Origin of the sequence: Halorussus halophilus, assembly GCF_008831545.1 — an archaeon.
GTDB classification, from domain to species: Archaea; Halobacteriota; Halobacteria; order Halobacteriales; family Haladaptataceae; genus Halorussus; species Halorussus halophilus.
The window spans coordinates 3,494,971-3,509,081 of record NZ_CP044523.1; the positions used below are offsets into that span (position 1 = coordinate 3,494,971).

At 62.7% G+C, this 14,111-nt stretch carries 12 protein-coding genes; 6 read left to right on the top strand and 6 right to left on the bottom strand.

Translation table 11 applies throughout. From position 1 onward, the window contains the following. Position 1: 1 nt before the first annotated feature. From F7R90_RS17315 to F7R90_RS17325, 3 genes are all read left to right on the top strand, one after another. Entirely contained in the window at positions 2 to 1,420 is a 1,419-nt protein-coding gene (locus F7R90_RS17315; RefSeq protein ID WP_158058640.1) for an ATP synthase subunit B, read from the top strand. A gap of 145 nt (positions 1,421 to 1,565) precedes the next feature. Then, the gene (locus F7R90_RS17320) at positions 1,566 to 2,258 is read left to right on the top strand and encodes a V-type ATP synthase subunit D (RefSeq protein ID WP_158058641.1); all 693 of its coding nucleotides are present in this window, start codon (positions 1,566 to 1,568) and stop codon (positions 2,256 to 2,258) included. Between the two features lie 51 nt (positions 2,259 to 2,309). Then, positions 2,310 to 2,711 (top strand): DUF6276 family protein, encoded by a 402-nt coding sequence (locus tag F7R90_RS17325; protein ID WP_158058642.1) that lies wholly within the window; start codon positions 2,310 to 2,312, stop codon positions 2,709 to 2,711. A 191-nt stretch (positions 2,712 to 2,902) separates the two neighbouring features. Here the strand turns inward: F7R90_RS17325 and F7R90_RS17330 are convergent, their stop codons facing one another. Continuing rightward, positions 2,903 to 3,448, bottom strand: a complete 546-nt coding sequence (locus F7R90_RS17330) for a CDP-2,3-bis-(O-geranylgeranyl)-sn-glycerol synthase (protein WP_158058643.1) — start codon at positions 3,446 to 3,448, stop codon at positions 2,903 to 2,905. A gap of 105 nt (positions 3,449 to 3,553) precedes the next feature. Between F7R90_RS17330 and F7R90_RS17335 the strand changes: the two genes are divergently transcribed. The 3 genes from F7R90_RS17335 to F7R90_RS17345 all read left to right on the top strand — a co-directional run bounded on the left by F7R90_RS17335 (position 3,554) and on the right by F7R90_RS17345 (position 7,049). Further along, a complete protein-coding gene (locus F7R90_RS17335; RefSeq protein ID WP_158058644.1) occupies positions 3,554 to 4,387 on the top strand; it encodes a proline dehydrogenase family protein in 834 nt (277 codons plus the stop codon). A 56-nt stretch (positions 4,388 to 4,443) separates the two neighbouring features. After that, positions 4,444 to 5,049 carry a DUF502 domain-containing protein gene (locus F7R90_RS17340; protein ID WP_158058645.1) on the top strand — a complete coding sequence of 202 codons (606 nt, stop codon included), beginning with the start codon at positions 4,444 to 4,446 and terminating at the stop codon, positions 5,047 to 5,049. 272 nt (positions 5,050 to 5,321) lie between these two features. Further along, on the top strand, positions 5,322 to 7,049 hold the full coding sequence (locus F7R90_RS17345) for a histidine kinase N-terminal 7TM domain-containing protein (protein WP_192498352.1): 1,728 nt from the start codon (positions 5,322 to 5,324) through the stop codon (positions 7,047 to 7,049). A gap of 40 nt (positions 7,050 to 7,089) precedes the next feature. On the opposite strand, the gene F7R90_RS17350 is transcribed toward F7R90_RS17345, so the two are convergent. The 5 genes from F7R90_RS17350 to F7R90_RS17370 all read right to left on the bottom strand — a co-directional run bounded on the left by F7R90_RS17350 (position 7,090) and on the right by F7R90_RS17370 (position 13,848). Further along, positions 7,090 to 8,025, bottom strand: a complete 936-nt coding sequence (locus F7R90_RS17350; RefSeq protein ID WP_158058647.1) for a branched-chain amino acid transaminase — start codon at positions 8,023 to 8,025, stop codon at positions 7,090 to 7,092. Between the two features lie 172 nt (positions 8,026 to 8,197). Then, positions 8,198 to 10,987, bottom strand: a complete 2,790-nt coding sequence (alaS, locus tag F7R90_RS17355) for an alanine--tRNA ligase (RefSeq protein WP_158058648.1) — start codon at positions 10,985 to 10,987, stop codon at positions 8,198 to 8,200. 122 nt (positions 10,988 to 11,109) lie between these two features. Next, positions 11,110 to 12,843, bottom strand: a complete 1,734-nt coding sequence (locus F7R90_RS17360; protein WP_158058649.1) for a hypothetical protein — start codon at positions 12,841 to 12,843, stop codon at positions 11,110 to 11,112. Then, positions 12,840 to 13,643 (bottom strand): ABC transporter ATP-binding protein, encoded by an 804-nt coding sequence (locus tag F7R90_RS17365; protein WP_158058650.1) that lies wholly within the window; start codon positions 13,641 to 13,643, stop codon positions 12,840 to 12,842. Before F7R90_RS17365 ends, F7R90_RS17360 begins: the two co-directional genes overlap by 4 nt. Before the next feature lie 58 nt (positions 13,644 to 13,701). Further along, positions 13,702 to 13,848 (bottom strand): hypothetical protein, encoded by a 147-nt coding sequence (locus F7R90_RS17370; protein WP_225741210.1) that lies wholly within the window; start codon positions 13,846 to 13,848, stop codon positions 13,702 to 13,704. Positions 13,849 to 14,111: the final 263 nt, after the last annotated feature.

Sequence of the window (14,111 nt, forward strand, 5' to 3'; positions counted from 1 at the left end):
AATGAAAGAATACCAGACTATCACTGAAATCAGCGGTCCGCTGGTGTTCGCCGAAGTAGACGAGCCGATTGGCTACGACGAAATCGTCGAAATCGAGACGCCAGACGGCGAGACCAAGCGCGGACAGGTACTCGAATCGAGCAAAGGCCTCGTCGCGATTCAGGTGTTCGAAGGCACCGAGGGTATCGACACGAAGAGTTCGGTTCGGTTCCTCGGCGAGACGATGAAGATGCCGGTCACCGAAGACCTGCTCGGACGCGTCCTCGACGGTTCCGGCCAGCCTATCGACGGCGGTCCGGAAATCGTCCCGGACGACCGTCACGACATCGTCGGCGCGGCAATCAACCCGTACGCCCGCGAGTACCCCGAAGAGTTCATTCAGACCGGCGTGTCCGCCATCGACGGCATGAACACGCTGGTTCGCGGCCAGAAGCTCCCCATCTTCTCGGGGTCCGGTCTCCCGCACAACGAACTCGCGCTCCAGATTGCGCGACAGGCGACGGTGCCGGAAGAAGACGAAGCCTCGGATGACGACGAAGGCTCCGAATTCGCAGTCATCTTCGGCGCGATGGGCATCACGCAGGAGGAGGCGAACGAGTTCATGCAGGACTTCGAGCGCACGGGCGCACTCGAACGCTCTGTGGTCTTCATGAACCTCGCGGACGACCCCGCAGTCGAGCGGACGGTCACGCCGCGGATGGCACTCACCACTGCGGAGTACCTCGCGTTCGAGAAGGACTACCACGTGCTGGTCATCCTGACGGACATGACCAACTACTGTGAGGCGCTGCGTGAAATCGGTGCCGCGCGTGAAGAGGTGCCGGGTCGCCGTGGCTACCCCGGTTACATGTACACCGACCTCGCACAACTCTACGAGCGTGCGGGTCGTATCGAGGGCCGTGACGGGTCTGTCACGCAGATTCCCATCCTCACGATGCCGGGCGACGACGACACCCACCCGATTCCGGACCTGACCGGATACATCACCGAGGGTCAGATCTACGTGGACCGCGACCTCAACTCGCAGGGCGTCGTCCCGCCGATTCAGGTGCTGCCGAGCCTCTCACGCCTGATGGACGACGGTATCGGCGAGGGACTCACCCGCGAGGACCACGCCGACGTCTCCGACCAGATGTACGCGGCGTACGCGGAAGGTGAAGACCTCCGCGACCTCGTGAACATCGTCGGCCGCGAAGCACTGAGCGAACGTGACAACAAGTACCTCGACTTCGCCGACCGCTTCGAAGAGGAGTTCGTGGACCAAGGCTTCGAGACGGACCGCTCCATCGAGGAGACGCTCGACCTCGGTTGGGAACTGCTCGGCATGCTCCCCACGGAGGAACTCAACCGCGTGGACGAGGAGTTCATCGAGGAGTACTACCCAGAAGAAGCAGCCGCAGAAGTCTCGGCGGACGACTGATTCAGGCTCTCGATTTTCTCTCTTTCAGCACGCTACCTAGTCGCGACGCTGTCACCACGAGACAGTAGGAACGTGTCGTTTCGTACCGCGCCGACGCCGACGACTGTAAAAGGTTAACCCTGTCGAGCTATTATCACCCCTCAAGATGGCCAAGGACGTCAAACCGACTCGGAAGAACTTGATGCAGATAGAGGACCGCATCGAACTCTCCGAGCGGGGACACGACACGCTTGAACAGAAACGAGACGGGCTCATCATGGAGTTCATGGACATCCTCGACCAGGCGCAGGACGTGCGCTCGGACCTGGAGGACAACTACGAGGAGGCCCAGCAGAAGATCAACATGGCGCGCGCCATGGAAGGTGACGTCGCAGTGCGCGGAGCCGCCGCGGCACTCAAGGAACACCCCGAAATCACGACCGAGTCGAAGAACATCATGGGCGTCGTCGTACCCCAGATCGAGTCGAGCAAGGTCCAGAAGTCGCTGGACGAGCGCGGCTACGGCGTTCTCGGAACGAGCGCCCGTATCGACGAGGCCGCGGAGGCCTACGAGGAACTGCTCGAAAGCATCATCCTCGCCGCAGAGGTCGAGACGGCGATGAAGAAGATGCTGACCGAAATCGAGACGACCAAGCGCCGCGTCAACGCGCTGGAGTTCAAACTCCTCCCCGAACTCAACGAGAACAAAGAGTACATCGAGCAGAAACTCGAAGAACAGGAGCGCGAGGAGATCTTCCGCCTGAAGAAGATCAAGTCCAAGAAGGAAGAAGAGGAGAAAGAAGAGCGCGAACGCGAGGCCGAGTCGGCCGAAGCGGAAGAACCAGTCACTGCGGACTGAGGACGTTTCTCTCTCACCTACGTTTTTCTCCCTGCCGCTCTACCCTCTGGTATGTCCTGCTCCGAATGCGGCGGCGAGCAACTCGACTTTACAGTTCCCGAGGAGTTACGCGAGTTCCTCCGGGGCGACTCGGCACACGTCGCGCTCTGCACGCGCTGTCTCACCCTCGACCCAATCGAAGACGCGCCAGACGACTTGCCGGACTTCACTACGATTAGCGACGCGTTTCCGAACGACGACGAGACGGCCGCGACGCTCGCGCTCGCAGTCGGCCTGCTCGCCGACTCGCTGACGCTCCACCGTGCCGAAATCGAGTCGCTACTGGAGCGCGTCGAGCGCGCGGGCACAGACCCACTGCTGGCTATCGACTATCTCGCCACCGACCCGAATCTCGAACCGGCATTCGATTGGGAGCGCCGGCAGGTGCAACTGGAGCAACTCTTGTACGAGTGAGCAACTGCGGTCGGCGCGCGCAAGCAACGGAATGCTGTGCGGAAGAAGTCTCAATGCACCGAAGACGTGCGAAATCTGTGCGCGACGCGCACAGATTTCGTCGCGTCCCTTTTTGGTCCAGATTTTTGTGCGAGAGGTGGCCAGCGCGCTCCGCGCGCTGAGCCACCCGAGCGAAAAAAGGTGGTGTCGGCTTACCAGGGTTCGTCCTTCAGCCCCAGCAGATACGCGATGCCGTTCGTCACCAGATGGAGCAGTGGCGTCACGACCACGATGACGACCAACACCGGCACGGTGAACACGTCGCCGAACCACGCAGGCGCGGCCAGCAACGTCAGCAGAAGCGCGAACACGACGAAGTCCAACTGGTCGAGGAGCGGGAAGGCCGCCCCCCGCTGGCGACCCGTCCGGCGCTTGATGAACGACGCCGCGATGTCACCTAGCATCGCTCCCGCAGGCAGTGCGAACATCGCGGCGAGTGGGAACTCCGGGAGAGCGATGTCGGAGGTTCGAACGACCACTGGTGCGAGCGCGTTCAGAATTGCCGCCAGCACTGCACCCGCCGCGATGCCGACCGCGGTGCCGCGCCACGTCTTGCCGTCGCCCAACACTCGCCGCCCACCCCACGTGCGTCCGCCGTCGATAGGGCGGCCGCCGCCCGCCAACACCGCCGCGTTGTTCGGCACGTAGGCGGGGAGCATCGCCCAGAGTGCGACTACAATCGTCTCGAAGATATCCATGTCAGTGTTCCCGAACTACGGGGTCTTAAGGGCGGGCGATTCGTCTCCGTATTCGCTCGCGGAAATAGTCCCTTTTAATGTCCGGGGTAGAAAAAAGAACGACCAATGATTCCCCCCATCGCCAGCAAGTTCGTCGCTGGCGAGTCGCCAGCGGAGGCGCTCGAACACACGCGGCACCTCAACGACCGGAACGTCAAGGCGATTCTCAACCTGCTCGGAGAGCACTACCACGAGCGCGGCCCCGCGGACGAGGACGCGGAGGCCTACGTTCGTCTCTTAGAGGATATCGACACCGCCGAGGCAGAGGCTTGCATCTCGGTGAAGCCCTCGCAGGTCGGTCTCGACGTGGAAACGACCGTCTTCCGGGAAAATATGGAGCGCATCACCGACGCCGCCGCGAAGAAAGACGTGTTCGTCTGGATAGACATGGAGGACCACGAGACGACCGACGCGACTCTCGACACCTTCGAAGAACTGACTCGCAAGCACGAGGGCGGCGTCGGGGTCTGCATACAGGCGAATTTGAAGCGCACCGAGGAAGACCTGAAACGACTTGCAGACTTGCCCGGGAAAGTCCGACTCGTCAAGGGTGCCTACGACGAACCGGAGTCAATCGCGTTGAAGGAGAAAGAGGAGGTCAACGCGGCCTACCGCGAGTATCTGGAGTTCATGTTCGAGGAGTTCGACGGCGGCATCGCGGTCGGCAGTCACGACCCCGCGATGATAGAGTACGCGAAGGAACTCCACGAGGAGCACGGCACGGACTTCGAGATTCAGATGTTGATGGGCGTGCGCGAGGACGCTCAGTACGAGTTGGCCGAGGAGTACGAAGTCTACCAGTACGTCCCCTACGGCGGCAAATGGCTCTCGTACTTCTACCGACGAATCATGGAGCGCAAGGAGAACCTGTTGTTCGCGGTGCGGGCGATTCTCTCCTGACTCGCACCGACGGATAGCATCTAATTTATAATGCTGGGGTGGGATACACCGTACAAATGTCGTCGTGGAAACGGGACGCGGCCAGTGGTCTCGTGGTCCTCCTCCCGATACTCGTCACGCTCTACATCGTCGCTTGGGTCTACCAGCAACTCGCAAAGATACCGTTGCCCGAGGGAATCGAGGCTCCGTATGGCGTCTTGCTCATCATCGTCGTCTTCTCTATGCTCGTGTTGAGCGTCGGGTACATGATGCGCACCGCAGTCGGGTCGCTCTTCGAGGGCGCTATCGACGGCGTGATGAACCGCGTACCGGGGTTCCGGGTCATCTACAACGCCTCGAAGATGGCCGCCGAAACGGCGCTCTCGGACACCAGCGACCTACAAGCCCCCGTCAAGATAAACACGTTCGGCGGGATGCGGATGACGGCGTTCAAGACGGGGAAGAAGACCAACGACGGCCGCGAACTGCTTTTCATGCCGACTGCACCGAACATCACCACTGGATTCGTCATCGAAGCCAAGCCCGAAGAGTTCGAAGAGACCGACGAATCCGTCGAGGACGCACTGACGCGCATCCTCAGTGCCGGGTTCGGCGACACCGGCGACTCGGGCATCCCTATCGACGTGCAGGACGAGAAAGAGATCAAGTCGCCGTCGCAGTAACCCAGCGACCTTTTTTCGCGTCGAGTGCGCTGAGGGCCGGAGGCCCTCACGCACCGCTCCGCCAAAAAATGTCGATCAAAAAACGGACGCGGCGAAATCTGGCCGCGCCGCGGCCAGATTTCGAGCGTCTTCGGTGTGCTGGTACGACTACCATCACTGGGACAACGACCGCACACCGCTCGCACGATTTCGCCGCACAGTGACTCTCACCCAGCACACGTACCACGACCGAGGGGAGTTATACCAATGGAGTGTTTCAACGCGCACGATACGTGACAGTGCCGTTACCCGCGCTCGGAGCACTCCTCTCGGGCGTCCTCTCACTCTTCCTCATTCGGTATCTCTGGTCGTATCGGGACACTCCGGGCGCACGCTTTTTCGTCGGTGTCATCGCCTGCGAGGCTCTCTGGGCACTCTCGTACGGCGCGGCGCTGTTCGTCTTCGACCCGGCACTCCGACGACTGTTCGAGATACCTATCTGGGTCGGCATCAACTTCATCGGTGTCTTCTTTCTGGCGTTCGCGTTGGAGTACACCGGTCGCGGGCGTCTCGTCCGGTCGCGGGAGTTCGGCCTGCTCGTCGCTCTCCAGACGGTCCACACCGCACTCGTCGTGACGAATCCGTGGCATCACGTCGCGTGGAGTAACTACAACGTCGCCCCCGTCTTCGGGTCGGCGACCGTCCTCTACAGCCACCAACCGTGGCTGTTCCTGAATCTGGGCACCATCTTCCTGCTGGTCTCGGCGGCCATCTTCCTGCTGCTGGAAACGTTCCTCAGCTACGGGCCGCTGTATCGCGCTCAAACCGTCGCCGTCGCGCTCTCGCCGCTCCCCGTGGTGCTGGCGATTCTCGTCTGGTTGTTCAAACTCGGCCCGGTGCCCCAACTGCACCTGACGACGCTCGTCTTCCCGCTCCACCTCGCGCTGGACACGTACGCGTTCTTCCGGCGCGACATGTTCGAGTTGACGCCAGCGGCACGGCGTGCGGGCGAACGCGCGGCCCTAGACGACCTCGGCAGTCCCGTCGTCGTCGTGGACGACGACCGGCGCATCATCAACCTCAACGAGAAAGTCCGGCGACTGTTCGGCATCGGTTCTCAGCAGGTCCTCGGCCGGACGTTCGACGCGTTCTTCGAGGATATCGACCTCGACGCGGACGACCAGACGGTGACGATTACGGCCGGGAACGAACACCGCGAGTACGCGATAAACACGTCGTCCATCGAGGATTCCGGCGGGAACCACGTCGGCTACACCGTCGCGTTTCAGGACGTCACGGCTGAGAAACGGCGCGAGCAACGTCTCGCGGTCCTCAACCGCGTCCTCCGGCACAACTTGCGCAACGACCTGAACGTCGTGCAGGGCTACCTTGAAATTGCAGGCCAGCGCGTGAACGACGACGAGATTGGGGGGTTGCTCGCCACTGCGGAGTCGAAGACGAACGGACTCATCGAGTTGGGCGAGAAGGCCCAGACCATCGACCAAGCGATGCGCACCGACGAGGTGCCGCCCGAAGTAATCGGTGTCCGCGACCTGATCGACGAGATTGCGTCCGACTTGGAGGGCGCAGGCGGAGAAGGTGGAGCAGACGGAAGGAAGGAAAAGGATGGCGAGAGTCACATCGACAATCACGTTCCCAAGGAGCTACAAGTGCGTGCGAGTCGCCGACTCCTCCGGGGCGTCTTCGACAACTTGCTGGAGAACGCGCTCGAACACGGCGGCGGGAGTGGGGACTCGCAGGTCGAGGTGGAACTGGTCGAAACCGACCACGAAGACTCTACCGCGACGTTCGAACTCCGCGACGACGGGCCGGGAATCCCCGACCACGAACTCGCGGTCCTCGACAAAGGACAGGAGACTGCCCTCGAACACGGGAGCGGCCTCGGTCTGTGGGTCGTCAAGTGGAGCGTCGCTTCGCTCGGCGGCGAGGTGTCCTTCGAGACTGGCGAGGATGGCGGAACGACAGCTACGTTGCGAGTGGCGGGTCTGGTCGCAGAATAGTGAGAAAACGAAACCGCACCGAAATTCGGGGTGATGCGGTCTATTCCTCGACGTACTCGAACCACTCTTCGTGGTCGTCGGTGCGCCGCTCCACGAGGTCGAAGAAGGCGGTCTGAATCTCTTCGGTGACGGGACCGCGCGACCCGTTGCCGATTTCGACGTTGTCCACCTGCCGAATCGGGGTGACTTCCGCGGCAGAGCCAGTGAAGAACAGTTCGTCGGCGGTGTTGAGTTCGCCACGGGAGATGGTCGCGTCGTCGTGGACCGTGTAGCCCATCTCTTCGGCGAGCGTGATGACGGTGTCTCGGGTGATGCCGTCGAGGATGCTCTCGGCGAGGCCGGGCGTGTAAATCTCGTCGTCGCGAACGAGGAAGATGTTCTCGCCGGGGCCTTCGGCGACGTTGCCCTCTTTGTTGAGGACGATTGCCTCTACGAAGCCGTTGCGGCGGGCTTCCTCGCCAGCGAGCAGGCTGTTGACGTACAGGCCGGTCGTCTTCGCGTTGGTCGGAATCTGGCTCGAAGAGTGCTTGCGCCACGAGGAGACCATCACTTCGACGCCGTTTTCGAGGGCGTCCTCGCCGAGGTACGCGCCCCACGGCCACGCGGCGATGGTCGTCTCGGTCGGACAGTCGCCCGGACTCACGCCGAGGCTATCGTAGCCGTAGTAGGCGATGGGCCGGATGTAACAACCGCCGAGGTCTTGGCGACGGATGAGTTCCTTCGTCGCCTCGGTCAGTTCCTCGGGGTCGTGCTGGATTTCGAGGTCGTACGGTTTGCACGACTCGTACAGTCGGTCGAGGTGTTCCTCCCAGCGGAAGATAGCCGGACCGTTCTCGGTGTCGTAGCAACGGACGCCTTCGAAGACGCCGGTACCGTAGTGCAGGCCGTGGGTCAGGACGTGAATGTTCGCGTCGTCCCAATCGACGAACTCGCCGTCCATCCAGATGGTGTCTACGTCCATCTCGTCGAAGCTCATACGACGAGACCAACACAGGCCATCGTAATCAGTGTTGGCGATTATCGCCGGAGGTTCGTGTGAGATTACTCGAAAGAGAGTAAGTCTATGGCTCTTAAACTCTGGTGAACGCACCACTCCTGACGCTATTCGTGTGTCTAGTTACGGCCCGCAAAAAAGAGGGCGACGAAGCCTACGCGTTTTTGACCTGCTTCAGCACGTCCGGCGCGTCTTCGAGCGCCTCGTCAAGCTTACTTCCGTCGGGTCCGCCACCCTGCGCGAAGTCGGCCGGGCCACCGCCGCCGCCACCGACCTTTCCGGCCAGTTCGGAGACGACTGCGCCAGCGTTCACTTCGACGCCGTCCGGTACCGCGACGACGAAGGTCGCACCGTCGGCACCACTACCCAGTACTGCGACTTTGCCTTCCTCAGCGAGCGCATTGGCAGTCGCGCGCAGTTCCTCCATGTCGGCGTCGATTCGCTGAACGACTGCGGTCACGTCGCCGAGTTCGACCTCTTCGCCGCTCCCGCCGCCGCTGGCGCGGGCCTCCGCGAGTTGTTCTTTCAAGTCGTCGATCTGCTTGCCACGGGCCTTCCACTCCTCGAAGAAGCGTTCGGCCGTTTCGGGAACTTCTTCGGTGGACACGTCCAGAATCTCCGCCGCGTCGGCGAGCGCCGTCTCTGTTCGCTGGGTCGCTTCGATGGCGGCGTCGCCAGCGGCGAAGGTCAGGCGTTCGACGCCGTCCTGCACGCGCTCGGTGTTCAGTATTTTGATAGTTCCGATGTCGCCAGTTCGTCGAACGTGGGTGCCACCGCAGGCCTGCACGTCCTCGGCGACGTGGATGAGGCGGATGTTCGTTCCCGGCGGGATACCACCCTGATACAGGTCGAAGCCGTACTCCTCTTCGGCCTCGTGGCGGTTCGGCCACTCCTGTTGGACCGTCGTGTTCTCCATGACGAGTTCGTTCGCTACGAGTTCGATTTCGTTCTTCGTCTCGCGGTCGATGCGGTCGTAGTGGCGTACGTCGATGCGTGAACTATCGACGCCCTTCTGCGCACCGGCCTGTCGGACGTGTTCGCCGAGTACCTGTCGCGCGGCGTGGATGACGACGTGCGTCGCCGTGTGGTGGCGCATCAGGCGTCGGCGGCGCTCCACGTCGATTTGACCCCGCACGATGTCGCCCTTGTCGATTTCTTCGTCCGTGCGGTGGAGGATGACGCCGTCCTCTATCTGCGTGTCTTCGACCTGTACGCTCTTGTCGTCGGTCGTCAACGTCCCGTGGTCGGCCGGTTGGCCACCGCCTTCGGGGTAGAACATCGTCTGGTCGAGGACGATGTCGTAGACGGGTTCGCCTTCGCCGTCTCCGTCGCGCTCGAACACGTCGAGGACGACCGCTTCGAAGTCCGTACCGAGTTGGTCTTCGTAGTACTGGCGTTCGGTCTTCGGGAGGTCGGCGAGTCGGTCGTCCTCGTCTTGCTCTTCTTCGAAGGCTTGCCCGGAGTCGTGGCGCGAGGCGACCACGCTGTAGAAGTCGTCGGGCACCTCGACTTTCGCACCGAAGTCCTCGGCGATTTCTTCGACCATGTCCGGTTGGATGCCGTGGCTGTCGTACAGTTCGACCAACTCCTCGGTCGGAATCGGTTCACCCTTCTCGGCGTGTTCCTTGGCGAGTCGCTGGACCTTTCGGCCGCCTTGTTCGAGCGTCTCGCGGTACTTTTCGCCCTCGGTGCGGACGATGTCTCGAATTGTATCGCGATTCTGGTAGTCGAGGCGTTCGGCCTGCATGTCAACCAGTTCGTCCAGCGGAGCGTCCACGCCGACGTTGTCACAGAGGCGCTTCGTGCGCCGGAGGACCATCCGGGCGAGGTAGCCCGTGCCGACGTTGCTCGGGACGATGCCGTCGCCGAACATGTACGCCAGCGTCCGGCAGTGGTCCGCGATGGCGTAGATGTCTTCGAGCGGTTCGAGCAGTTCCACGAGTCGCGTCGTGGGCACGTCCAACTGGTCGGCAATGTTGTCGCGGGCGGCCTCCATGTCCTCGGCCTCGTCGATGTCCATGTGGCCCGCGAGCTTCGAAGCGCGGTGGACGAGTTGTTCTTCCTCCTCGGAGAGGTCGATGCCCGCATTGTCCTTCAGGAAGGCAATCATGTCCGGATACACCGCCTCGTAGACGGTCGGCGTGCCTTGGGACATCCACGTCCAGCGTTCGAGTCCGTAGCCGGTGTCCACGATGTAGGTGTCCATCTTGGAGTACCGGTTGCCGTCCTTCATCTCGTACTCGCCGTCGGGGTCCTGCTCCATCGACATGAAGACCAGCGTCGCGAGCTCCGCGCCCTTGTAGATGACTTCGATAGCGGGTCCGGCGTTGCCGCCGCCGACCCACGGGTCCTCGATGTAGACGATTTCGTCCAGATTCGCGCCCATCGACTCGAAGAACTCGTCGCAGTACTGGACCGTCTCGTCTTTCCAGTAAACTTCACCCGAGTAGGCGTACTCGTCGCCGACTTCCTCACGGGCGTTGAACGCGTGGTGGGCCATCATCTCGAAGGCCATCGTGTGCCGTCCGGTCTTGCCGACGTTGTCGATGTCCTGCATTCGGATGCAGGGCTGAGAGATAGTGAGCGGGTTCGCGGGCGGCGGGGTCTGGCCCGACGTGACGAGCGGCTGAAAGTCGTAGATAGAAGCCTGCGTGAGAAGCACGTCGTCTCGCCAGCGGTTCGCCGCAACAGGATAGGGTTCGATACGCTCGTGGTCGTTCTCCTCGAAGAAGGAGAGGAACGCCTCGCGCATCTCTTCGAGCGTGTAGGACTCGGGGAAGCCGGGGTCGTCGATAAACTGGTAGGTCTCACAGGGCGGTTCGCCACAGGTTTCGCGGTCGTGGTCGCGCGTCCAGAAGTGCGCGCCACACTCGGAGCACTCCTTACGAACGAAGTCGTTCTCCTCGAAATAATCGAGGCGGTACTCCTCTTCGAGTTCACTCATATTGTTCGTATTTCGCCAACGAGAGCGTAAAACAGTTCCGCAACCGTGGTACGCTCCCCGACTCCGCCCCGCCTAAATCCGGCGGCGAACGTCTCGAACAACTCGACGACGAACGACGCTCGCTACTCGACGACGTACGTCTCGAACTGCCGACTCGCGTAGCGGTAGGCGACCGTCGGACCGACCAGTCCGACCAGTACCGCGACGACGCCACCGACCACTTGTGCCGCGCCTGCGGAAATCGCGTTCGCCGACGTGCTGGACGCGAGCGCGCTGGCCAGCGCACCAATCATTGTCGCGCCGACCGAGGCGTACGCGGGAACGAGCGCGACCACTGCACCGGCCGCACCGCCGAACAGCACCAGCGAGTAGGCCACGAACGCGCCCTTGCTCGGCATGACGACCTCGCGGCTCTGGAACACTTCGACGGTGCTGAACCGGGGGAACAGCGTGCCGACACCGATAGCCAGTACCGTGCCAGCCACGACGAACAGCGCACTCAGCACGCCCAACAACAGCGACTGGCCGAGCGCCAGCGAACTCACGACTCCCACCACAGTCGTCATCGTCGCCACGACAGGCACGCCGACGAGCGCGGCCGAGAGGACGTGCCCGGCAACGAACTCTCGTCCACTGACGCCGGAGAGGAGCGTCGTCGGCAACACGGCCCCTTCGTCGCCGAGTGGATTCAGCACCGTCGCGCCAGCGGCCCACGCGCCGTAGAGCGCGACCAGCGGCGGGAGCGACTTCGGCACGACGCCAGTCTCGAACGCCGTCCGGAGCGGGCCGTAGAGGAAGAAGAGTGGATACGCGACGTACAGCAGTTTGATGGGCGAGCGTTTCGCGCGCCGCCACGCACCGCGCGTCACGGTCAGCGTCGGCCGGGAGACCACAGACGAGAGCGCGCGGGCGACTGCGCTGGTCTCGCCGCTACTACGCGTTTCGCCGCTGTAACTGTCACGCTCGCGGTGATTGCGCTCCGTCGTCTCCGTCTCTTCTCTCACCGCATCGTCGTCTACCGTGGTCTGCGCCCGGTCGGTGTACCACAGCGTGACCGTCGCGCGGACGCTCAGACTCCCGACGACGACGAGCAGGACGACAGTCATCGCAACTGCGGCGACTGCGTAGGTCGGATTAGCCTCGATGCCCGGCAGACCGAGCAACACTGCGTCACCGAACCAGGCCAGCGGCGTGCCTCGGAGCGCGCCCGAGAGTAGCGCCACCACGTCGCCGAAGGTGTTCGAGACGATGGCGAACATATACGCGAAGAACGCCACCGCGAACAGTGCGGTCCGATGTTTTGCCAACCACGGCGTCCGAATCGTCACCCACTTGACGGCGACGCCGCCGAGAAAGCCGACGGCCGTCGCCAAGGCAAATACCAATATGGCCGTCGCGGGGACGACGAGAAGCGACAGGAAAACACCGCTTCCAGCCACGAGCGCGACAGTAATCGCTATTACGGGCACCGAAGCGACGAGCACGATTCGGCCGTACTCCGCCAGCAACAGGCCGAGAGCGGCGTCGCGTGCCGGAACCGTCGTGAGAATCCCTTCCGGATGGTCGAGTTCGCCGCGCTTGCCCGCTGTTCGGGCGGTGACCAACACCGCCACGCCGACCCACCAGACAGCCGCCCCGCCTCGAATCGCCGACAATACCTCGAACGGCGCGTCCGGCAGTGCCTGCCCGAGGCTATACGCGGCGAACCCGCCGACGAGCGTCGGGATGACGGTCCAGAACAGCAGCGCGAACCCCATCGCGACGGTCCTGGTGCCACTCCCTCGAATCGCGCGAACGCCTCGAATCACCTCGACGCGGGCGATTCGGGCCGCGTGATCGAAGTTCGGCCGCTTCATCGAATCTGCTCCGACTGTTCTCGCTCCGAGGGGTCCTCGCTCGTCACGTCGAGGAACACGGATTCGAGCGTCGTCTCCTCGCCCGATTCCGCCCGGCGCGTCAACTCGGCAGGCGCGCCCTCCGCGACGAGGCGGCCGTCGTGGAGAACGCCGACAGTGTCTGCCAGTTCCTCCACGACCGGAAGAATGTGTGTCGAGAGGAAGACGGTCATCCCCTCCTCGGAGAGTTCGGAGACGAGGTCACGAACTGTGCGGGCCGCCCGCGGGTCGAGTCCCGAGGTCGGCTCGTCCAAAAAGAGAACCTCCGGCTCGTGCAACACTGCCTGAATCAGCGCGGTCTTCTGTTTCATCCCCTTCGAGTACGTCGAGATGCGGTCGTCGGCGTCGGCCGCGAGGTCGAATCGTGAAAGTAGCGTCTCGATTCGCTCGTGTGCGTCGAGGTCCCGCAATCCGGCGACGTAGGACAGTTGCTCGCGCGCGGTCAACTCCTCGTGAATCGGCGGCGTCTCCGGCAGATAGCCGAGTCGGCCGACCACTGCATCACGATTTTCCACCGACTCACCGGCCACCCACGCCTCGCCGTTGCTCGGCGTCGTCAGCGTCGTCAGCATCCGCATCGTGGTGGTCTTGCCCGCGCCATTCGGGCCGAGGAAGCCGAACACGTCGCCGCGTTCGACCGAGATAGAGAGGTCACTGACGGCAGTCGCGTCGCCGTACTGCTTCGTCAACGACTCGGCCCGAATCGCTGGTCCGTGGCCGTGGGTCGCCTGCTCGTACTCCGCGCTAACGCGGTCGCTCATACCCACTGATTGGCGAACGACTGGCAAAAACCCCTTCCTCGGAAAATCGACGTTCGTCTCAGTCGTCGGCGGTAGCGTCTGCGACTTCGACCGACGCGTTCGGTCGCTCCGAGCGCGCACTTAGTGGCGCGTTCCCGCAACTCACGCACGCGTACTCTCCGTCTACGGTCTCGACGACGGGGGCGTTGCACTCGATGCACTTCACGCGTGCGGCTCGTGACTTTCTTGGATAACGTCCCATGCTCTCGCCTTCGACTACATCGACCCGATACATAAGCGGGGCGGCCGTTTCGAACTGTTCGTGAGGGTATGACGCACTTTCACCGTGAGCACGGCGTTTGCGGCACTGTCGGTCGTCTAGACGGAGCGTTACGAACGGTTCGATCCGCCTGATAGCCGCTGAAACGTGCGGTTTCCGGGGTGTAAGTCGAGAACTAACTCCGTCTGCGTTTCGCCCCGTTTCGAGAC